The 22,268-nt window shown below is 34.2% G+C and carries 17 protein-coding genes; 8 read left to right on the forward strand and 9 right to left on the reverse strand.

The genetic code is table 11. From position 1 onward, the window contains the following. Nucleotides 1–113 precede the first annotated feature (113 nt). Nucleotides 114–713: an MCP four helix bundle domain-containing protein gene (locus tag FQU21_RS07335; protein ID WP_147677354.1), complete on the forward strand. Its 600-nt coding sequence runs from the start codon at nt 114–116 to the stop codon at nt 711–713. Continuing rightward, nucleotides 713–1,174 (forward strand): DUF3592 domain-containing protein, encoded by a 462-nt coding sequence (locus FQU21_RS07340; RefSeq protein WP_147677355.1) that lies wholly within the window; start codon nt 713–715, stop codon nt 1,172–1,174. The genes FQU21_RS07335 and FQU21_RS07340 overlap by 1 nt, the downstream gene beginning before the upstream one ends. Nucleotides 1,175–1,335: 161 nt before the next feature. On the opposite strand, the gene FQU21_RS07345 is transcribed toward FQU21_RS07340, so the two are convergent. The 7 genes from FQU21_RS07345 to FQU21_RS07375 all read right to left on the reverse strand — a co-directional run bounded on the left by FQU21_RS07345 (nt 1,336) and on the right by FQU21_RS07375 (nt 8,210). Next, nucleotides 1,336–2,121 (reverse strand): abortive infection family protein, encoded by a 786-nt coding sequence (locus tag FQU21_RS07345; RefSeq protein ID WP_222707999.1) that lies wholly within the window; start codon nt 2,119–2,121, stop codon nt 1,336–1,338. Nucleotides 2,122–2,215: 94 nt separating this feature from the next. Continuing rightward, on the reverse strand, nt 2,216–2,701 hold the full coding sequence (locus FQU21_RS07350; RefSeq protein WP_147677357.1) for an ABC transporter ATPase: 486 nt from the start codon (nt 2,699–2,701) through the stop codon (nt 2,216–2,218). Nucleotides 2,702–2,839: 138 nt separating this feature from the next. Further along, nucleotides 2,840–3,736: a restriction endonuclease gene (locus FQU21_RS07355; RefSeq protein WP_147677358.1), complete on the reverse strand. Its 897-nt coding sequence runs from the start codon at nt 3,734–3,736 to the stop codon at nt 2,840–2,842. 59 nt (nt 3,737–3,795) lie between these two features. Next, nucleotides 3,796–4,587 carry a (Fe-S)-binding protein gene (locus FQU21_RS07360; protein ID WP_147677359.1) on the reverse strand — a complete coding sequence of 264 codons (792 nt, stop codon included), beginning with the start codon at nt 4,585–4,587 and terminating at the stop codon, nt 3,796–3,798. 194 nt (nt 4,588–4,781) lie between these two features. After that, nucleotides 4,782–6,095, reverse strand: coding sequence for a 4Fe-4S dicluster domain-containing protein (locus FQU21_RS07365; protein WP_147677360.1), 1,314 nt, complete (start codon nt 6,093–6,095; stop codon nt 4,782–4,784). Nucleotides 6,096–6,101: 6 nt separating this feature from the next. Next, nucleotides 6,102–7,043: an MlaD family protein gene (locus tag FQU21_RS07370; protein WP_187269343.1), complete on the reverse strand. Its 942-nt coding sequence runs from the start codon at nt 7,041–7,043 to the stop codon at nt 6,102–6,104. Between the two features lie 69 nt (nt 7,044–7,112). After that, nucleotides 7,113–8,210: an N-acetylmuramoyl-L-alanine amidase family protein gene (locus tag FQU21_RS07375; RefSeq protein WP_147677362.1), complete on the reverse strand. Its 1,098-nt coding sequence runs from the start codon at nt 8,208–8,210 to the stop codon at nt 7,113–7,115. 143 nt (nt 8,211–8,353) lie between these two features. Here FQU21_RS07375 and FQU21_RS07380 point away from each other — a divergent pair, with 143 nt between their 5' ends. From FQU21_RS07380 to FQU21_RS07405, 6 genes are all read left to right on the forward strand, one after another. After that, on the forward strand, nt 8,354–11,107 hold the full coding sequence (locus tag FQU21_RS07380; RefSeq protein ID WP_147677363.1) for a putative LPS assembly protein LptD: 2,754 nt from the start codon (nt 8,354–8,356) through the stop codon (nt 11,105–11,107). 91 nt (nt 11,108–11,198) lie between these two features. Further along, nucleotides 11,199–11,579 carry a RidA family protein gene (locus FQU21_RS07385; protein ID WP_147677364.1) on the forward strand — a complete coding sequence of 127 codons (381 nt, stop codon included), beginning with the start codon at nt 11,199–11,201 and terminating at the stop codon, nt 11,577–11,579. A 516-nt stretch (nt 11,580–12,095) separates the two neighbouring features. Further along, on the forward strand, nt 12,096–13,136 hold the full coding sequence (locus FQU21_RS07390) for a GMP reductase (RefSeq protein WP_147677365.1): 1,041 nt from the start codon (nt 12,096–12,098) through the stop codon (nt 13,134–13,136). Between the two features lie 231 nt (nt 13,137–13,367). Continuing rightward, nucleotides 13,368–16,700 (forward strand): transglutaminase family protein, encoded by a 3,333-nt coding sequence (locus FQU21_RS07395; protein ID WP_147677366.1) that lies wholly within the window; start codon nt 13,368–13,370, stop codon nt 16,698–16,700. Nucleotides 16,701–16,712: 12 nt separating this feature from the next. Then, nucleotides 16,713–19,274, forward strand: coding sequence for a circularly permuted type 2 ATP-grasp protein (locus FQU21_RS07400; protein ID WP_147677367.1), 2,562 nt, complete (start codon nt 16,713–16,715; stop codon nt 19,272–19,274). Further along, nucleotides 19,274–20,167, forward strand: a complete 894-nt coding sequence (locus FQU21_RS07405; protein ID WP_147677368.1) for a transglutaminase family protein — start codon at nt 19,274–19,276, stop codon at nt 20,165–20,167. Before FQU21_RS07400 ends, FQU21_RS07405 begins: the two co-directional genes overlap by 1 nt. Here FQU21_RS07405 and FQU21_RS07410 read toward each other — a convergent pair. Next, on the reverse strand, nt 20,164–21,384 hold the full coding sequence (locus tag FQU21_RS07410) for an ATP-binding cassette domain-containing protein (protein ID WP_147677369.1): 1,221 nt from the start codon (nt 21,382–21,384) through the stop codon (nt 20,164–20,166). The two genes, FQU21_RS07405 and FQU21_RS07410, sit on opposite strands and share 4 nt — an antisense overlap. A gap of 17 nt (nt 21,385–21,401) precedes the next feature. Beyond that, complete coding sequence (locus tag FQU21_RS07415; protein ID WP_147677370.1) at nt 21,402–22,262, reverse strand: N-acetylglucosamine kinase; 861 nt, start codon at nt 22,260–22,262, stop codon at nt 21,402–21,404. Nucleotides 22,263–22,268 lie beyond the last annotated feature (6 nt).

Raw genomic sequence — 22,268 nt, forward strand, 5'->3', positions numbered from 1 at the left:
TTATTTTTATAATACTCTTAAAACTTTATTAAAACCCTAATGTCACACATTTTAGATATGGTATCACATTTGGTTTTATGTATATTTGTTGTTTTTACGCAAACACAATAATTATGGCATTCTACAATAAAATTAAATGGGTTCTTGGTATTTTAATGGTTTTTGTTTTAATTCTTGCCACAAACCTAATAGATAGAAACAATTTTTTGCGCGTTAAAGATGCGGTAATAACCATTTATGAAGACCGACTAGTTGCGAACGATTTAATTTTTGAAATGTCTATAGCCATTCAAGAAAAAGAAATTGCCATTGCTAAGCTAGATTCTATTTTCTTTTTAGAACGAAATAAGCAGGTGAATCATGATATTGAAGGTTTAATTTCAAGGTTTGAAAAAACCAAACTTACTACGGAAGAAGGTAATATATTTAATGATTTAAAAGACAATTTAAAAACATTACAGCTTTCTGAAACTGCTTTTGTTCAGTCTAAATTCACTAAAAACACAGCATTTACAAACCCTATTAAAAATGTAAAAGACAACCTTTCTAAGTTGTCTAAAATTCAATTAAGCGAAGGCGAACGTCAAACTTTAATGAGTAAAAAAGCCATAGATTCGGTTGAATTATTTACCCAAATGGAAATCTATATTTTAGTATTTCTTGCTATTCTCATTCAAATTATTGTGATATATAAGCCAAAGGAAAAGAACTGATGTTTAATTTACAGCAACACGAAATAGCCGGAGTAATTGCTCAAATTATAGCACTGCCATTTATTATAATGTCCGCTCGAAAATGGTGGTTAGCAAATCAATCCTTGCAATGGCCAAACACAAATGGCGTTGTAGTTAAAGCTTTAAATAATTCCATTTCTAAGACTTTAGAATTTTTATATTCTTATGACATTAAAGGAACGGTTTATGAAGGTAAAAAACCATTTTTCGCGAATTCGTTCAAGAATTTAAAAGGAAAAAGAATGCATGATTTAATCGAAAAATATCCCGAAGGAAAACAGATGAAGGTTTTTTATAATCCTTCTAACCCCAAAATATCAACTTTAGAACCTGGCAGAAAGGATGGAGTCCTTACAGCATTACTTATTACAAGTTTACTGTTTGTTGCTGGTTTTGTATCTCAACATTACCCAAATCTATTGTTTGATTTTATAGATTAAGTCTAAATTATTTTAACAAAAATCGCCTGCTAGCGCAGGCATCTTGCTTGTGACGTTAAACAAACTACATTTATTTAACGGTTTAATCTTAAAATTTATGATTTTCTTACTCTTGTCGGCGCGAGCGGGACGCTCGCGTTAGCAAGAAAGCTTAGATGTTTTTAAAACGGTAAATCTTCCCAATCAGCACTATCTTCCACGCTTTTTTTGTTTTCCTGTTCTATTGTTTTTTCAATAGTCTCAATAAATTTTATCGAGTTTGTGATATTATTGAAAATAAGAATACTCTCGGAATAATTCAAAATTTGATTATCGTGAGCAAAACTTCTGTTGTTTCTAATATCATTAAAAGCTTCTATGACGTGGATAGAATATTTTAAAATTCTTTCAGTCATTTCAGATTCAATTTTTTCATTTACTACAATGAACTTAACGTACTTGCCAAATACAGCATTAAGAGATTCCTCTTTTTTAATTTCAATTTTGTGATTTACACATAATTGCCTAATGAATTTCATAAAGTACGTATGCAATCTATCTAAAGCAACTTCAGGCTCATTTTTATTAATGCTTTCACGGATAGACTTCGCTAGTAAACTGAAATCTCTATCATCTTCAATATCCTTTATTACATCAATTTCTTCTACTATTGTTTCTTCTTTTAATCTACTTGCTATTTTTAAACATTCTCTATAAATGTTTTCATCTTTCTCAAAATCGAATCCATATTCTTTCGCTATTGCCTTAGTATGCCAATAATCTAAAAGTGCAGTCAATAGTTCTCCCACTTTATAGCTCGGCTCTTCACTAAAAAAACCTCTAAGTCTATTTGCTTTAGAACCACTCTCATAAAAGTATTTGTCATCATAAATATTGATTCGGATGCTTTCGTAGATGAATTCCTCAAAGGTTCTATTAGAAAAATCCATTACATAACCTGAAGGCATTTCGAATAATTTTTCAATTAGGAATTTTTCTTTATAATGTAATTCAGCCAATTTTCGGGTTATTTATTTAATTATACTCAACTAAAACCCATCCCTACTTCACAAATCGGCCATGCCAGCTTTCGCTTGCAGGCACTTCCCAATTTTCTTTAAATTCGCCCACATTGGCGACTAGGTTATTAAAAACAATGGTATTTTTAGAAACGGCTTTATCCTTTGCCATTTTACGAAAATCGGTTAAAGATTTATAAGCGACGTATTCGCCTTGTTTGTAGGATACGTTCATTTTATCCATTAAATCGACATTATAATCTTGTTCTAATTGCTGAATAAATTTCACCGAAGCATCTATAGAACATCCTGAGGCATGTGCCATAGTTTCATTTACACCTATTACAATAAAGCGTTTATATTTAATGGTAAAACCGGCTTGTAAATCGCTTCCGTGAGCCGTCCAGTTTTCTAAAAATACATTTAGTTTGTTTTGAATATCTTCAAGCTCTGCTTCATTAAATGAACGGTTGGCTTGGTATATCCAAACGCGTGATTCTTCGGGTAATGTATTGAAATCTACTAGCATGTTTATTTTTTTTTAAACTGGGATTAATTATTTATAATAAGTTTGTATATGGTTTAATATGTGTTTTAAGTACCTAATTTAGCAAATAGAAATCAAATAAATAGGCAAACCAAATCATATATATGGTAGTGAGCTTAATTATTCTCCTTCGAAAAAGTCATTATCAAGCTCCTTAACCTCGTAAGTTATTTTTACTTGAACTCCAACATTATATTGATGCATTAAGTCAACTAGTTTTGAACCATCTATCAAAATTATCGAATGATGAGCTTCTCTGGCCTTCTTTATTGCTGCATCATCAAAAGTCGAAGTTGTAATAAATACTCCTTTAGTAGTATCTCCACTCATTGCTCCAATGAAATTTCTAATATCTTTTTCTCTAACTTTGTTCTCTGTATATCTTTTCGCTTGAGTATATATTTTTTCAAGACCGAGTTTGTCTTCATTTATAATACCATCAATTCCTCCATCTCCTGATTTTGAAGTCTCAATAAAATCTCCATAGCCCATTTTTTTTAGTAATATTAAAATTACCTTTTCGAAAAAGTATGGATCAATTTCTTTTAGTTTATCTAGTAATTCTGTTTTTACTTCAGTTTCTATAGTAGAAAATCCATTGTCAATTAAGTCTTGTGGAGATGCATTGTCTACATCGATTGTTTCTATTTCTAAGTGATTTTCCTTTTTATTTTGTACCGAAGAACGATGGTTTATAAAATCAGGGTCATTCTTTAGGTCGGATAACAAAAGTTTTCCGCTCATTAGAGTTTCTTTCCCTTTGTCTGCTAATTGAACTAAACCTCTCTTAGGATAAAAAACAAATTTCCCCATTTTCAGATAGGATTTCCCCCAAAGTATTCTGTCTATTAACACATTCGCACCTGAACTTGTCTTTTTATCTAAAAGTTCTTTAGGAAGTTCGGAATAATAATTATCTCTAACTTTTCTAGCTAATTCTCTACTGCTTATAACTTCAACCGTATTCAGCATTTCCAAAATTGGCATAAAAGTTTCGTGATATTTCGGTAATTCCATTTGTTATTAATGTTCAGTTTTAATTTTGCCCAAAGCCCTAATATATTGTATAATTATGATTACAAATTTTGAGATTGCGCAATTAATTCAGCAATATCCAAAACAGTTATATCACTTTCTTTTTCTTTCACTTTTACGCCATCGCTCATCATGGTCATACAATACGGGCAAGCGGTTGCTATAATTTCTGGGTTGGTTTTTAGAGCATCTTCGGTACGAAGTTCATTAATTTCCTTATCCCCTTTTTCGGCGTCTTTAAACATTTGTGCCCCTCCTGCTCCACAGCATAATGCGGTGGCTTTGCTGCGTTTCATTTCAAGAAGATTCGCGTTTAATGTCGCTAAAACATCACGCGGTGCATTGTATTCTGAATTGGCGCGTCCTAAATAACACGGATCGTGAAAGGTGATGCGTTTGCCGTTAAACACACCGTCTTTTATGTCGAGTTTTTTAGTTTCAATTAATTCTTTTATAAATTGCGTGTGGTGCAAAACCTCGTAATTTCCGCCTAAACCTGGGTATTCGTTTTTTAGGCAGTTGAAAGAATGCGGATCGCAGGTTACAATACGTTTTACCTCGTAAGCGTTTAGCACCTCAATATTCATCATGGCTTGCATTTGAAACAAGAATTCGTTTCCGGCGCGTTTTGCCACATCGCCAGTACAGGTTTCTTCGGTTCCTAAAACAGCAAAATTCACGTTGGCTTTGTTTAATATTTTAACAAAAGCACGTGTAATTTTTTTGGCTCTATCATCATAACTTCCAGCAGAACCTACCCAAAATAAAATATCGGGTTGTTTGCCTTGAGCCATGAGTTCTTCCATGGTGGGTACGTTTAGTTGTTCGCTCATTTCTTTTAATTTTATGAGGTTGTTCTGTTTTTTGTTTGGTTTAAAAGCTTTACACTTTAAACGAATTCCAAAAACTTAAATGAACTTAACCTAATGGGGTTTTGCGTTAGGGATTGAGGCTTTGTTGGAGCTCCTCGAAGAGAGCGACTGCCGAAAGCCCGACCCTTTTCGGGTAACGCCCAAAATATATTTATTTATTCGTTTTTCCAGTTTAAACGGTCCATTTGGTTGTATGGCCATGGTGCGCCGTTGTTCTCGATGTTGGTCATCATGTTGTTAAGTTCGCTTGGTGCGGCGCTTTGCTCCATAACGAGGTAGCGACGCATTTCGATGATGATTGACAATGGATCGATGCTTACCGGGCAGGCTTCTACACAGGCGTTGCAACTGGTGCAGGCCCAAATTTCTTCGTTTGTAATGTAATCGCCAAGGAGTTGTTTACCGTCGTCTTTAAATTCGCCATTATTGGCATCGATATTTTTCCCCACTTCTTCGAGACGGTCACGGGTGTCCATCATGATTTTTCGTGGCGATAATTTTTTACCGGTTAAATTGGCTGGGCACTCGCTTGTACAGCGTCCGCACTCGGTACAAGTATAGGCGTTTAGTAAACTTACCCAACTTAAATCTTGCACATCGCTGGCGCCAAATTTTGCAGGCACTTCGTCGGCTTCGCCTTCTGCAGGTGCAGCAAATGGATCGGCATTGGGATCCATCATGAGTTTTACCTCGTTGGTTACGGATTCTAAATTATTGAATTGCCCTTTTGGTGTTAATTTGCCATAATATGTATTTGGGAACGCTAATAATATGTGTAAATGTTTTGAAAAATAGAGGTAATTTAGGAATATTAAAATACCGATAATATGAATCCACCATGCGCTACGCTCGATAACATGCAAGGTTGTTTCTGGTAATTTAGAAAAGATTGGTGCTATAAATTGACTGATAATATTTCCTGAATTTAAAGATTGAAAATGCAGATCTGTAGCATTCATAACTAAAAACAGAGTCATTAAAACCATTTCGAAATATAGGATGAAATTCCCGTCTTTTTTTGGCCAGCCCGTCATTTCGCTTTTCCAAAAACGTTGCAATTTTATTACGTTTCTACGAATCCAAAAGACGGTTACGGCTATTAAAACTAGAATAGCCAAAAGCTCGAAAGTACCAATTAAAAAGCCATAAACCGATGTTGGCAGGATACTTAAACCGATACGGTGTGTACCGAAAAGGCCGTCGATTATAATCTCAAGCACTTCTATATTTATGATAACAAAACCAACATAAACTACCACGTGTAGAAATCCAGAAACGGGACGGCGTACCATTTTACTTTGCCCAAGGGCAATGCGCGCCATGTTTTTCCAACGCTCGGGTTTATTATCGCTAACATCAACATCTTGACCGAGGTTAATGTTTCGGAATAATTTTTTTACATTTTTTACAAAATAGCCAATGCCACCAATTAAAATAATGGCGAATAGTATGTTTGGTAAATAGCTCATTTAAATTTAGTTAGTTTCCGGTTCTTCGTACGGAATTTCTTTTTTAGATAAAATTCGAGTATATCGATTTGGATGTAATTTAAAATCTAATAATAAGGATTCTAACTCTGCCGTTGCCCCCTCTAAATTATTGTATAAAGCATCGTCTTTTAAGAGTTTTCCCATAGAGCCTTCGCCTTTTTCTAGGTTTGCCATAATATTATCGAAACTCGCTAAGGTAGTTTCAAGGTTTTTCATGGTGGCTGCTAAATCTGCTTTAGAAAGTTCTCTCGTCATTTTTGCTAAATCGTTACTCGCCGTTTCCGCATTGCTTAAAACCGTATTGATTTTAGACTGGTTAGTTTGCATGATTTGATTTAACGATTTTGATGTGCCTTCGAAAGATTTCAGTGTTACGCTTAAACTGGCTAAACTCGATTTTAAGTTGGCTTTTCCTTTTTCGTCTAAAACATCGTTTAGGTTCGAAATTAAGGCATCGGCACTAGTCAGCATTTTTTCAATTTTACTTTGTAGTGGTGATAATTGATTGGATAGCGCTCCTACCATGCCTTCTTTTACTGCGCCCTTTAATGTTGATTTATCTTCTGCAGGACCTGCGTTATCAAAAGCAGGAACAATAGCAACTGCTTTGCCTCCTATTAAACCAGTATCATAAACTTGGGCTGTACTGTTTTTAGAAAATTCAAAATCGTTATCGACTAATAATTCTACTAATAATTGCCCAGAAGCATCATCCTTAAAACTGATGCTAATAACTTTTCCAACGGTTAATCCGTTAATGGTTACCGGGGTTGATGGTACTAAACCCTCAACATTATCGTAAACTGCGTAATAGGTTTTAGAGCTATCTAACAAATTTTGGCCTTTCAAATAATTAAAACCAAAAATGAAAAGGATAATTCCTAATATAACTAATATGCCTGTTTTTACTTCTCTAGATATTTTCAAATTATTTATGCTTTAGATAACAAAGACAAATTTAAGATAATTTTAAAAAGAATAGAACTAATTCTTTAATTACCTTTTTAAAGCTTCTGTTAAATTAACTTGTTTTCCGTTTTTAAAAGCTACAATAAAACAAGACTTATATCCCTTACGTTTAGCCTCGCTAACAAGTTGTGTTGTTTCATTATAATTTGATGTGGCACCGTAATAGTATTTATAGAGGTTCCCTACTTTCTCTTTTGATACTGGGCTTAAGCCTTTAAAATTATAAGCTTTAGTAGCCAAGGATTTTGAGCTTGCCGCAATTTGAACTTTAAATGTTATATTTTCATAATTAGAGGCGCTAGCCGTTGTTGTTTCGGTTACTTCCTCTGCAAAAACACCGTGCACTACACTTTTATCTAAAGATGCTTTATACTGTAAAATAGCATCGGTTATGGCTTTCCCCATATCTTGTTGCCCCTTTTTAGAGTTTAAATAAGCCCCTTCCTTATTATTAGTTAAAAAACCAAGTTCTACCAAAACACTAGGCATAACAGTTTGGTGCAATACAATAAAACCGGCTTGTTTAACACTGCGGTCTTTTCGTTTTAATTTTCCAACAAAATTTTTCTGAATTAAACTAGCCAATTCAATACTTTGGTCTAAATAATCTTCCATCCCCATCATAATACTAATGGCCGATTCTGGTGAATTAGGATCGTATCCGGCGTAGTTTTGATGGTAATTATCTTCCATAAGAATTACGGAGTTTTCCTTTTTAGCCACTTCAAAGTTGGTTTTATTTCGGTGTAAACCTAAAACAAAAGTACCAGCACCATAAGCTTGAGAAGTATGCGAATCGCAATGTACAGACACAAATAAATCGGCTTTAGCTTTGTTTGCAATTTTCCCTCTCACAAATAAATCGACAAACTTATCAGTTTTACGCGTGTAAATTACTTTTATATTAGGGTTTTTCGCCAAAGCTTTACCTATTTCTAAAACCACTTTTAAGGCAATATCTTTTTCTTTGTAGCCATTACCTAAATTACCTGGGTCTTTTCCGCCGTGGCCTGCATCTAGTACCACTACAAATTGATCCGCATCATTATTATCTGGATTTGTAAATGAAGAAAATGTTAATACTAATATAAAAGATACGAAAAGTAATAATGAGTTCGTTTTCATGAGATAAAATAAGATTGTCTTTTAAACCGATATATCAGAAATATATAGCTATTTTTAATATTGTAACGAGTAAAATACTCGGTTTCGTTTAATTTTAAATTTTTTACAGAATATAAAAAATTCACAGAAAAATATATGTAATTTTGGCATTTCAAAAACCGAGCCATACTTTTACAAAAATACATTTAAAAGCGTTGCAGACAAACAACTTTAATATACTTTTTACTCTAAGTTTTTTCATGTTTATTAACATGGTAAGCTTTGGGCAAGACATCAAAAAAAAACAGGATTCCATTAAGCCTGTTGTTGAAAATCGGGTTTTAAAACAAACCGACAGTTTGGTAGCACCATTAATTGACGAAAAAGTTACAGACTCGACACTTACAGATTCTATAAAACCTAAAAAAGGATTTTTAGAACATAAGGTAGTTTATAGTGCTACCGATTATACTAAATTCAATCAAATACTCCATAAGCTATACTTGTATAATGAAGCGAAAATTGATTACGGTGATATGAATATTACGGCCGGAAAGATTACAGTAGATTATACTACCAACACGGTTTATGCCCAAGGTATTCTTGACTCTACAGGCGTTTACACACAAAAACCTGTATTTACCCAAGGGAGTAGTGTGGTAGAGCCAGACTCTATTGTTTTTAATACCAAGTCGAAAAAAGCCCTTATTTACAATTCCAAAACCGAGCAAGGTGAAGGTACGGTAATTGCTAGTATCACAAAAAAAGAAAACGATTCGGTCTACTTTTTAAAAAATGCAAAATACACCACAGCAACAAATCTTGAAGATCCTGATTATTATATAAAACTTAGGAAAGCTAAAATTGTACCTGGTAAAAAAATTGTAACAGGCTTAGCGAACTTATTTATCTATGATGTGCCTACGCCTGTAGGCTTACCTTTTGCTTTTTTTCCGCAAACAGAAACACAAACTTCAGGTATAATTTTACCGAGTTTTGGTGAACAGGGCGACCGAGGTTTCTTTTTGCAAAATGGTGGTTACTATTTTGCTATTAATAATAATGTAGATTTAACAGTTTTAGGCGATTATTATACCAACGGGAGTTATGGTTTAAGACTAGAAAACACCTATGCTAAACGTTATAAATTTAGAGGGAATTTAAGTTTTAGATACGAAAGTTTGATTACTAGCGAACTTGGATTTTCCGATTACGCAAAAAATACCTTATACAATTTACGATGGTCTCATAGCCAAGATGCTAAAGCGAACCCGAATTCTAGATTTTCGGCATCTGTAAACCTTGGTAGTAGTAATTATTACAGTGGATCGTTAAATCAAGTTAATATTGCGAATAGATTTAACAATACCTTATCGTCGTCTGTATCCTACTCAAAAACCTTTCAAGGTGAACCGCAAGTTAACATGAGTTTAACAGCCACGCATTCGCAAAACACACAAACACAAACAATAAGCATGACACTACCTACTTTAACCGGTAGCATTGGTAGAATGTATCCGTTTGCTCCAAAAACAGGTTCTAAAAAAGGGATTATTCAAAATATAAATTTACAGTATAATTTACGTGGAGAAAATAGAATTACCACGACCGATTCTTTATTCTTTAAAAAGGAAATGTTTGATGACGCTAAAACTGGACTCCAACATACTATTCCGTTAACCACAAACTTTAAGTTATTTAAATACCTTAGCGTGAGTGCGAGTACTAATTTTAATGAAGTTTGGACTTTTAAAACCATAAACAAGTATTTTGACACCGCTACAAGAGAAACCGTAACGGAAACCGTAAATGGTTTTGATGCCTTTAGAACCTATAATTTTAGCACCAGTATTGGAACTACTATTTACGGAATGTTTAACTTTGAAAAAGAAGGCAAAGACCCTAAATTCCAAAAAATTAGACACGTGATGCGTCCGTCTATTAGTTATAATATTAATCCCGCTTTTGATAAATATTACGACACCTTCGAAGTAGTAAGTGCCGATGGAGAAACCAAAGAAGATGTATCCTTTACCCGATTTGAAGAAAGTATTTTTGGTACACCAGGACAAACCTTTTCAAGTTCTATGGGAATTTCATTATCCAACAACCTAGAAGCTAAAGTACGTGATAAAGACAGTACGGCCACCGAACCTAAAAAAGTGGTGCTATTAAATAATTTAAACTTTTCTACCTCGTATAATTTTGCTGGCGACTCTTTGCAATGGAGTCCAGTAAGAGTGAGCGGTGGAACACAGTTATTCGATAATAAATTAAGCCTGAATTTTGGAGCAACGTTAGATCCATATGCTTTAGATAATAACAATAAGAGAATTAATACATTTAATATTGATAATAATGGGAGTTTATTTAGACTAACTAGTGCAAACATGACGGCAAGTTGGTCTTTATCCAGTGATAAAAAAGGTAAAAAAGACTCGAAAGATGATGACCGAAACCGAGAAGAAAACTTACGTGGCGGTGGTCGAGATGACGATATGTTTGGAGTATCTCAAGATTTTTCAAAAAATCAAAATAAAGAAGATAAAAAGGATGAAGAAACTAAAACTGCATTCTATAATTATAAAATCCCCTGGAGTTTACGTTTAGCCTATGCGGTAAATTATTCCAATTCCGCAAGACAGAATGAAATATCATCGCATTCCTTAATGTTTTCTGGAGACATCAATTTATCTGAAAAATGGTCTATTGGAGCCTCATCGGGTTACGATGTTAAAAACAATGCCTTTACTTCTACACAACTACGTTTTGAACGTGATTTAGAAAGCTGGCGTATGAATTTTAGTTGGGTGCCTTTTGGAACGTATACCTCTTGGAATTTCTTTATCGGAATAAAATCGAGCTTATTGCAAGATCTTAAATACGAAAAACGTAAATCTGCCGATGTACAACTTTAAGATTCAGTATTTATTTTTTTGCTCTCCTTTAAATTAATTATTTTTATTGAAATATTAAGTAACCCTATGACCTACAAAAAATAAATTTTAAATGAAAAAAATAATAACAACAACCGATGCTCCTGCTCCAATTGGGCCTTACAACCAAGCTGTTTTAACAGGAAACACATTATATACCTCTGGACAAATCGCTATAAACCCTAAAACAGGCGATTTAATTTTAGATAATATTAAAACTGAAACCACACAGGTTATGCACAACATAAAAGCCGTTTTAAAAGCCGCAGATATGACTTTTGAAAATGTAATTAAATCCACTATTTTTATTAGTAACATGGATGATTTTGGTACTATTAATGAAGTTTACGGAAGCTTTTTTAACGATGCCACTGCCCCAGCCCGCGAAACCGTGCAAGTTGCCAAATTACCAAAAAATGTAAATGTTGAAATTAGTGTTATTGCTGTGAAATAACTTAGACCTTAAAAGCGCTAAGTTTATTGGTGTTTAGCTTTTTCTAATTATAAAAACATATACTAAAATTTCAATAACATAATACGCTAAGTGATATACCAAACATCTTTAAACTCTATAAATTAACTATTAAGTTTAGAAAATTAAAATTCTTAAACAACCATTGCCTATATTTTCTAAAGCACTAAATAGTTCTGAAATTCATAAAAACAGCCCCTTTAAATTACTTATTAAAAATATAACAGCCTGCATTTGGGCGATTACTTTTTACGATGCTCAAATTTGGAAAGAAAAAGAAAAGATTCCCGTCATCTAAATAGAATAAAGCCCCAAAAATTTATAAGATTACATTTAGTTAAAAATATGAATGGGCCCAAAAACATGTAAAAAAACCAATAGACATTCATTTAAAATGGACACCTGTGGAGAAAATAATAACACCTATACCTGCCTTAGTTTCTATTCTTTTTTTTAATTTTAATAAAACTTAATTCTTCAAAATTAGAACCTCTACACATGCGCATAGAAAACGAAATAAAATTAGGGTTTAAAGATGTTATGTTTCGTCCAAAACGATCCACTTTAAGAAGCCGATCAGAAGTTAGCTTAAACCGTGAATTCAAATTTTTACACAGTACAAAAATCTGGCAAGGCGTTCCCATAATGGCTGCTAATATGGATACCGTTGGCACGTTCGAAATGGCGAAAGCCCTAGCTAACAAAGGTCTTTTTTCGGCAATTCATAAACATTATACTTTAACCGAATGGGAAGATTTTTTAGCTTCAATTTCAAAAAACGACTTAAATCATATAGCTGTTAGCACGGGTATTGGCGAGCAAGATTCGGAGAAATTAGCTCAAATTCTCAAACTAAATCCAAACCTAAATTTTATTTGTATTGATGTTGCCAATGGATATTCGGAATATTTTGCTGAATTTGTAAAAAGCACAAGACAACAATATCCCGATAAAGTAATTATTGCTGGAAATGTAGTTACCGGAGAAATGGTTGAAGAACTATTGCTCTCTGGAGCCGACATTATTAAAGTAGGAATAGGCCCAGGCTCTGTATGCACAACCCGAGTAAAAACAGGTGTTGGTTACCCACAACTTTCAGCCATTATAGAATGTGCCGATGCGGCTCATGGTTTAGGCGGGCATATTATTAGTGATGGTGGTTGCACAACACCTGGCGATATCGCTAAAGCTTTTGGAGCTGGTGCCGATTTTGTTATGCTTGGTGGTATGCTAGCTGGCCACAACGAGAGTGGTGGCGAACTCATAGAAAAACATGGTAAACCATACCGTAAATTTTATGGCATGAGCTCCTCTACAGCCATGGAAAAACATGTGGGAGGCGTGGCAGAATATAGAGCTAGCGAAGGCAAAACTGTAGAAGTACCATATAGAGGCCCCGTAGAAAACACGCTGCAAGATATTCTAGGCGGTTTACGAAGTACTTGTACTTATGTTGGAGCATCCCGATTAAAAGAACTCACTAAACGCACTACTTTTATTCGAGTTAATGAGCAAGAAAATAGGTTTTATAACCAGTAAAAACGGCCATAACCTCATTAATCACAAATTTTAGTGGTTATCAAAAAAAAAATAAACAATCACTAAATTCATCAAATTATCATTTTTAATCAATATTATGTTTTAATGTTTTAATAGTTTAACTAATTCCCTCAGTTTTATTCAAAACCACTATTTTACGTGGAAAATTAGTGTATTTTTATAAGCATCTTTTTTCTTTCAAATTCATTAAAAAATTAAACAACAAAATTTATGGCGTTAAAAATTGTAATCTCACACAAAACAAAATACAAATATGATAGACCTATTAATCTATCGCCACATATTTTCAGATTACGCCCTGCTCCTCACAGCAGAACGCCAATTGAAGCTTATTCAATAAAAATTAAACCGGAAAACAACTTTTTTAACTGGCAACAAGATGCCTTTGGAAATTATTTAGCCCGATTAATTTTTCCTGAAAAAACAACCGAACTATCTGTTGAAGTTGAAATTATAGCCGATTTAAAAACCATAAATCCATTCGATTTTTTTGTTGAAGAATCTGCCGAGGAATTTCCTTTTGAATATAGTGATACCATAAAAAAAGAGCTATTAACTTATTTGGAAATCACAGATGATGGCCCACTAATAAAAGAGTTTATTAAAACTATAGATTATACGCCTAGAAAATCTATATACTTTTTAATTGATATTAATAAAAAAATATACGAATACTTAAGCTATAACATCCGTCTCGATCCTGGTGTGCAAACTTGCGAAGAATCTCTTTCTCAAAGAAATGGATCATGCCGTGATTATGCATGGTTGTTTGTTCAAGTTTTAAGACATTTAGGTTTTGGAGCACGATTTGTTTCGGGATATTTAGTTCAATTAAAATCTGACGAAAAATCATTGGATGGCCCTTCTGGTCCCGAAGAAGATTTTACAGATTTACACGCTTGGGCAGAAGTCTATTTACCTGGAGCTGGATGGATTGGTTTCGATGCAACCTCTGGATTATTAGCCGGAGAAGGTCATATTCCATTAGCTTGTACGCCTTCATTTGAAAGTGCGGCACCAGTAACAGGAATGTCTGATGTTTGTGAAACCGAATTTGAATTTGAAAACTCGGTAACCCGAATTTTCGAATCGCCTCGTGTTACAAAACCATACACCGAAAAGCAATGGAACGACATATACAAACTTGGTTTTAAAGTTGAAAAAGAACTTCAAAAAGGAGATGTTCGATTAACTATGGGAGGCGAACCTACCTTTGTTTCTATAGATGATATGGAAGCTCCAGAATGGAATACCGATGCCGATGGGCCACATAAAAGACAACTAGCAGACGACCTTACTAAACGCTTGTTTTATAAGTTTGCAAAAGGCGGTTTTTTACACCGTGCACAAGGAAAATGGTATCCCGGCGAACCTTTACCACGTTGGGGAACGGAGCTTTGCTGGCGTAAAGATGGTCGCGTAATTTGGCATAATGAAAAATTATTATCAACCTTTGCTGATAATAAAATTGTACCTGAAAACGCCGATAAATTATTTTTAGAAACCCTAACTCAGTATTTAGGTGTTACCAATAAAACCATAACGCCTGCTTTTGAAGATGCCTTTTATTTCCTTTGGGAAGAAGGTAATTTACCAACAGATATAGACCCTAAAACCGATAAAGACGGCTCGTTAATTCAGAAAAAATTAGGCGAAATTTTAGAACAAGGCACCTCTAAAGTCGTTGGGTATTTAATGCCTTTAAACAATAGTTTTGGGCAATGGCATACTTGTCAATGGCAATTTAGACGTAACCATTTGTTTTTAACCCCTGGAAATTCGCCAGTTGGTTTACGTTTGCCTTTGTCATCATTAGTTCATAAATCGGAATATGAAGAATTTCCAAAATTCGAACCCGATCAATTTACCAAACGAGGTAGGTTTCCAAGTTATAAAAAAATTGCAACCAATAGATACACGGCTTTTACTAATGGAGAACTTGAAAGTCCGAAAACCAATTATTTTATTAGAACCGCACTTTGTGCCGAAGTTAGAGATCAAAAACTATACTTATTTTTACCACCTTTAGACTGTGCCGAATTTTATTTAGATCTACTCGCATCTATTGAAGCTACCGCAAAAGCCTTAAATATTCCGGTAATTTTAGAGGGTTACGCGGCTCCAAAAGACAACCGTTTAGAATCTCTAAAAATCACACCAGATCCAGGTGTTATTGAAATTAACGTACATCCTGCAAAAAACTGGGACGAGCTTACAAAAAACACCTTTACCCTTTATGAAGAAGCCAAACAATCCCGACTTGGTACCGAAAAGTTTATGCTCGACGGAAAACATACAGGAACCGGTGGTGGAAATCACGTAACATTAGGAGGTTTAACACCTGCTGATAGTCCGTTATTACGTAAACCAAGTTTATTACGAAGTTTATTGACGTTTTGGCAACATCATCCAGGTTTATCTTATTTATTCTCAGGCTCTTTTATTGGAGCCACTAGTCAGGCGCCAAGAATAGATGAAGCCCGTATGGAAAACCTATACGAACTTGAAATTGCCTTTAGCCAAATACCAAAAGACGGCGATGTTCCTTTCTGGTTAACCGATAGATTGTTCAGACATTTATTAACCGATTTAACAGGAAATACACACCGTGCCGAGTTTTGTATCGATAAACTATATTCCCCAGATTCATCTTCGGGGCGTTTAGGAATTTTAGAGCTTCGGGCTTTCGATATGCCACCACATCCACAAATGAGTTTAATGCAAAACCTATTAGTACGTACTTTAGTGGCTTGGTTTTGGAAAAAACCATACGAGCACGATTTAGTCCGTTGGGGAACCGAATTACATGATAAATTTTTAATAGAACATTTTGTTAGAGAAGATATTAAAGATATTGTAACATCATTAAATAAAGCTGGATACCGTTTTAAAGAAGAATGGTTTAATCCATTTTTCGAATTTAGATTTCCACTGCATGGTATGGTTACAATAAACAATATTCATATTGAACTTCGTGCGGCTATCGAACCTTGGAATGTTTTAGGTGAAGAAATGACCGGAGGAGGAACAGCCCGATACGTCGATTCTTCTTTGGAACGAATCCAAATTAAAGTAACCAATTTTACAGAAGAAAGATATGTTGTAACTTGCAACGGTGTTAAAGTAAACTTAAAAGCTACTGCTGTAAAAGGTGAGTTTGTTGCCGGTATACGTTATAAAGCATGGGATCCTTATTCTGCACTACACCCAACAATTGGAGTAGATACACCGTTAGTTTTCGATATTGTTGATACGTGGAACAAACGTTCTATTGGTGGCTGTACGTATTTTGTATCGCACCCAGGAGGGCGTTCTTATGAAACCTATCCTGTAAATAGTTACGAGGCTGAATCTAGACGCATTAGTCGTTTTTGGGAATCGGGACATACACAAGGAGACATTAATCCTACGCAAGAAACGATAATCGACGATGCTAATTCTAATATAACTGTACAAAAGAAAGGCAGCTCTAAAAAGTTTAATTACAAGGAATTACCCGTTAACAACGAATTTCCGAACACCACAGATTTAAGAAAAAAGTAATTAAAACATTAAATGACTATAGATTTAAATACGTTATTTCAAAATTATTTTACCAATCATAAAAATTATGATGAAGTATTAAAATCTAATATGGATATTAACCCAGAATGGGCTAATTTACTATCCAATTTAATAGAAATAGGTCCAAAAGAATTAGTTTCTAGACAAACAGAAATTGATTGGCTAATGGATGAAAACGGCGTAACTTACAATGTTTATAACGATCCCAAGGGCTTACATCGCGCTTGGGATTTAAGCATTGTTCCTTTTTTAATTCACGAGAAAGAATGGCAGCAAACCATTGAAAAAGGGTTAAAACAACGTGCCGAATTGCTCAATTTAATTTTAAAAGACATCTATGGCAAACGGGAACTTATTAAAAATGGTATTGTTCCTCACGAAGTTTTATTTGCACACCGTGGTTTTTTACGTCAATGCGATCAAATAAACTACAACACCACTAAAAACCTATTAGTCCACGCTACAGATTTAGCTCGTGGCCCAGACGGCCGTATGTGGGTGGTTAACGATAGAACGCAAGCCCCTTCTGGCCTTGGTTATGCTTTAGAAAATAGATTTGCCATCACCAAAGCGGCACCAGGTTTGTTTAACGGCATTCACGTAAAACAATCGAGCGATTTTTTTCAAGATTATAACCAAATGCTCATTGATGCTGCACCAAAAGGTATTGATAATCCAAATATTGTTATCATCACACCTGGTCCGCATAACGAAACCTATTTCGAACATGCTTACATGTCCTCCTTTCTTGGCTATCCATTAGTTAAAGGAAATGATTTAGTGGTTAGAAACGGAAGAGTTTGGATGAAATCGTTAAAAGAATTAAAACCTATTCATGTTATTTTAAGACGTGTAGACGATATCTATATGGATCCTTTAGAACTTCGTGAAGATTCTTATTTAGGCGTAGCTGGGATTTTAGATGTTATTAGACAACAAAACGTAACTATTGTAAACCCAATAGGTAGCGGTGTTTTAGAAAACTCTGGACTTATTCCTTTTATGAATGCAATTTCTAAGTATTTTTTAAATGAAGAATTAATACTGCCTCAAATTGGATCTTGGTGGTGCGGACAAGAAAAAGAACGTAACCACGTTTTAAAAAATATTCAAAAATATGTTGTAAAACGTATTGATCGTTCGAATAGAGAAAGTATCTATTTCTGCGAATTTTTAAATGAAGATGAAATAAATAAATTAAAAGATGAAATATTAGCAAATCCTTATCGATTTGTAGCTCAAGAAAAAATAAAATTCTCTACAGCTCCAGATTTTATTAATGGAAAATTAGAGCCTAGAAAAATTATGTGCAGAACCTTTGCTGTTGCTAAAAAAGACAGTTATAGCATTATGCCAGGTGGATTAGTTCGTGTAGCCGCAGAACGTGAAAATTTAAGAGTCTCAAACCAAAGAGGTGGTGTAAGTAAAGATTTTTGGATTATTAGTGATGAACCTCAAAATCATTTCAACAACTACTCTTGGGATAGCACTTTTAGAAATCCGGTTTCAGACATTAACGATTTACCCAGCCATACGGCAGAAAATTTATTCTGGTCTGGTCGCTATTTAGGACGAGCATTAATCATCTCACGTTTATTGCGTATGTGTTTAAATAGAATGCAAAGTTCACAATACCATAAAAGCAAAGCCCCTTCAGAGAGTTTACATATCATTTTCGAAGCCATCACAAGTATTACCCATACATTCCCTGGTTTTGTTGGTGAAGGAAAAGAAAAAATCTTTGAAAACGCTTTAAAAGAACTAAACTCCATTATTTTAGATGATACGAAAATGGGGTCCTTAGCACAAACCTTAGGTAGTTTTACCAATTCATACTATACCCTAAGAAACTTATGGTCTAAAGATATGTGGCGCGTTTTTGACGGTATAAAAAAATTATGGGACAAACATGATAAAACCAAAGAATATTCGGTGTCATCCTTACTTAAATTACTCGATAGCACCGTAACACGACTCATTGCTTTTATGGGGCTAATAGAGGAAAGTATTCTTGTAGATCAAGGTTTACTACTGTACTTTATTGGTATGCAAACGGAACAAGCTAGCTTAACCATAGCTAAATCTAGAGCCTTAATTGTAGCAAATTATGATGACGATTTAGAATATGAAATGTTAGAAGCCTTGCTCTCTAGTCATGAAAGTTTAAATATTTACCGCTATAGCTACCGTTCGTATTTAAGTGTTGAAAATGTTATAAAACTTGTTTTACTCAACGATAAATACAGCCGTTCGCTAACCTATCAGCTTAACCGTATTTTAAAAGATATAGGTAAACTACCTATTCCAAAAGGTGCTGAAAACAATTCTGAATGTTTCAATTTAATTAATAAAGCCACAGAGCTTATTTCAAATGCTAAAATAGAAGATTTATTAGAATTGGATGAAAGTGAAGCTATTAGAATTCATTTAGACGCTATGCTTGAAGAGCTAAGCGACCTATTACATAAAATATCTCTATCCATTTCCGACACGTATTTTAATCACTCTTATCAACAAAGTCAATTGGTTAATCAAAACTTCCCACTACAATAATGGTTTTTCAATTATCACATACTACGAGCTACAAATATGGAAATGGCGTAACATTTTGCCATAACATAGCAACCCTAAAACCTAGAGATTTTTTAGGGCAAACCATTTTAAGTTACGAATTAGAAATAAGTCCGAAACCTACTGAAATATCAGAACGTGTAGACTTTTTTGGAAATACCATTACAAGATTTTCCATTCAGCAATACCATAAAGAATTAAAAGTTATCGCTAAAAGCAAAGTGCTTCGCGATTATACTTTAGCTCCTGATATACATAAATCCGCTATTGGAATGGCTATAACGCTAGAGGAAGCCAAAAAGGAATTAAAAGCTATAACCCCTGAAATATTAGAAGTAAAACAGTTTGTTTTAGAATCGATATTAATTGCTAAAATTTCTAAAAACATCAGAGACTACGCCTTAGTTTCATTTAAGCCAGACCGTTCTATTTTCGAAGCAGCTTCGGAACTTATGCATCGCATTTTTACCGATTTTGAATTCAATCCTAATGCCACCAACGTAGCAACACCTATTTGCGAAGTTATGGAAAAGAAAAAAGGGGTTTGTCAAGATTTTGCTCAAATAGCCATAGCTTGTATTCGGTCTATAGGTTTACCAGCACGCTATGTAAGCGGGTATATTGAAACCTTACCGCCTCCAGGAAAAGAAAAACTAATTGGAACCGATGCTTCACATGCCTGGTTTTCATTATATATTCCTAAATTTGGCTGGGTAGATTTTGACCCCACAAATGATCAAATCCCAAAAAACCAACACATTATTGTAGCCTATGGCCGCGATTATTACGATGTACCACCTCTTAAAGGCGTAATTTATAGTTCGGGTGAAAACAAAATGAAAGTAGCCGTAGATATTAGGCCTGCGGTAGATTAATTTACAACCTGCCCTTTAGATCCCTTTTCTGTTGGTATCAATTGATAAATAAAATCAGGGTTTAAATTGGCTTCTTTTCTATGTGAAACATATATTATAGCGGTATTAGTTTCTGTTGCAATTTTATTTATTAATTCGCAAAACAAAGCCGCATCATTATCGTCCAAACCATTGGTAGGTTCATCTAAAATAAGTAATGGTGGGTTTTTAACCATAGCTCTGGCTATTAAAACCAAACGCTGATGCCCACGAGAAAGCGACAAGAAACTTTGCTTTTTAATATCGAACATATTTAGCACACGTAACCATTGCTGTGCTATTTTAATTTGCGCATTGGTGGGAGTTTTATATAAACCAACCGTATCAAAGAAACCAGAAGCAATCATGTTTCCAATGGTCTCATGACGTGTAAAACCACGCAACATTTCCGAAGAAAAATAACCTATTTTTTGTTTAATATCCCAAATACTTTCCCCACTTCCCTTTTTTACGCCAAACAAAATAATATCTTGTCCGTACGCTTTTGGATTATCGCCAAATATCATACTTAATATGGTACTTTTACCCGATCCGTTAGGCCCCATTAACTGCCAAAACTGACCCGATTTTATTTCCCAAGAAACGGCATTTAAAATTGGCCGTTCACCATAGTTTATGGAAACATTATTAAACTTTATTAATGGGTTTAAAAACTTTTTGGAATTATGATACGCTGCCGATGGTAGAGTTTCTTCAAAATGAAAAACCTCCGTTTTATTTTCCGTATTTGAAAAAGCAACTAGTTTATCGTCTTCTATCTGATATATGTTTTTTATAAAAGGAAGAATATCTCCTTTTCTATTGGCTATTTGAACAATCGACGTTGTTTTACTTAAAGTTTCCAACTGCTTTTCAATATGCGCTTGTGTAGCAATATCTAAATTACCGAACACATTATCGATCACTATATAATCTGGTTCTTGAGCTATTATATGATCTAACAGCGCTTTTTTTCGTTCACCTTCAGAAGAATGAAGCAAACTATTTTTGGTTTTGGTTACCACATCCATTTTTCCGTGACGCATTTCTTCATCTATAAATTTATTTAAAATTATTTCAGAAAAAAGCGCACCTTTTAAACTGGAAAAACTGGGGATAAGTTTTCCTAAAAAAATAGTTTTGATAAGGCCTTCCTTATCAAAACTATTTGATATATAAATTGCTAAATGTTGTTGCAATTATGCTCTAATTTAAATTATAGGTTTTTAGTATGAAATGGCACTAAACCATCAATAGGTCTACGTTCAAAATTACCTACTTTAAATCCCATTTCGAGACCAACTTCTCTAATTTCTTTTTGTGCAAAAAAGGCTATAGATCCCGCAAAATGAACAGGAGCTGTTTTTAGCTCTTCTTTAAACTGCAAAATCATATTTTTTGCAAACAAACGGATCCCTGTTTTAATTAAATTTATAGTGTATTCCGAATCTTTGTGTAAAAACATAAATTCTGCAAATCCTGCTAAATAAGCATTAGGACTTGGCTGCTTGTATAAGTTGTATTTAATATAATCGGCATCCATATTAAACTTAGCTCCAAAGGCTATTCTAACATTTTCTGGCATGTGACCGAAGTAATAATCTCTAATTAATTGCTTTCCGTAATAGTTACCCGAAGCATCGTCCATTAACGTATAACCTAGAGATATAACACGTTGATGCAGTGATTCTCCATCATAATAACTACAATTAGAACCAGTACCCATAATACAAACTACAGCAGCTTCTTTTGGATTGTTAATAGTAGCGTAAACGGCAGCTAAAGTATCTTCATTAACTTCAACATGGGCATTAATAAAAATATCTTTTAAAACAGTGCTTAATAAATCCTTTGCATTGTCGGTACCACAACCCGCGCCATAAAAAAACACGTGAGTTACATTTTCGGCATTCGATTTTAACGCTTTACTTTTCTTAATTAATTTATTAAGTTTTTTCTCATTTAAAATAGCTGGGTTTAATCCTTTAGTTCGGATTTTATCCATTAATCTATTTCCATCTTTATCTACCGCAAGCCAATCGGACTTAGTAGAACCGCTGTCTACAATTAAAATCATAAGTTC

Source organism: Algibacter pacificus (assembly GCF_008033385.1).
In the GTDB taxonomy this organism is placed as follows: domain Bacteria; phylum Bacteroidota; class Bacteroidia; order Flavobacteriales; family Flavobacteriaceae; genus Algibacter; species Algibacter pacificus.

Excerpts from the sequence above, each read along its gene's own strand:
- FQU21_RS07390 (WP_147677365.1), top strand. The coding sequence starts at position 12,096 with ATGCGCATAGAAAACGAAATAAAATTAGGGTTTAAAGATGTTATGTTT.
- FQU21_RS07365 (WP_147677360.1), bottom strand. The coding sequence starts at position 6,095 with ATGAGCTATTTACCAAACATACTATTCGCCATTATTTTAATTGGTGGC.
- FQU21_RS07360 (WP_147677359.1), bottom strand. The coding sequence starts at position 4,587 with ATGAGCGAACAACTAAACGTACCCACCATGGAAGAACTCATGGCTCAA.
- FQU21_RS07385 (WP_147677364.1), top strand. The coding sequence starts at position 11,199 with ATGAAAAAAATAATAACAACAACCGATGCTCCTGCTCCAATTGGGCCT.
- FQU21_RS07355 (WP_147677358.1), bottom strand. The coding sequence starts at position 3,736 with ATGGAATTACCGAAATATCACGAAACTTTTATGCCAATTTTGGAAATG.
- FQU21_RS07340 (WP_147677355.1), top strand. The coding sequence starts at position 713 with ATGTTTAATTTACAGCAACACGAAATAGCCGGAGTAATTGCTCAAATT.
- FQU21_RS07400 (WP_147677367.1), top strand. The coding sequence starts at position 16,713 with ATGACTATAGATTTAAATACGTTATTTCAAAATTATTTTACCAATCAT.
- FQU21_RS07335 (WP_147677354.1), top strand. The coding sequence starts at position 114 with ATGGCATTCTACAATAAAATTAAATGGGTTCTTGGTATTTTAATGGTT.
- FQU21_RS07345 (WP_222707999.1), bottom strand. The coding sequence starts at position 2,121 with ATGCCTTCAGGTTATGTAATGGATTTTTCTAATAGAACCTTTGAGGAA.
- FQU21_RS07350 (WP_147677357.1), bottom strand. The coding sequence starts at position 2,701 with ATGCTAGTAGATTTCAATACATTACCCGAAGAATCACGCGTTTGGATA.
- FQU21_RS07395 (WP_147677366.1), top strand. The coding sequence starts at position 13,368 with ATGGCGTTAAAAATTGTAATCTCACACAAAACAAAATACAAATATGAT.
- FQU21_RS07405 (WP_147677368.1), top strand. The coding sequence starts at position 19,274 with ATGGTTTTTCAATTATCACATACTACGAGCTACAAATATGGAAATGGC.
- FQU21_RS07375 (WP_147677362.1), bottom strand. The coding sequence starts at position 8,210 with ATGAAAACGAACTCATTATTACTTTTCGTATCTTTTATATTAGTATTA.
- FQU21_RS07415 (WP_147677370.1), bottom strand. The coding sequence starts at position 22,262 with ATGATTTTAATTGTAGACAGCGGTTCTACTAAGTCCGATTGGCTTGCG.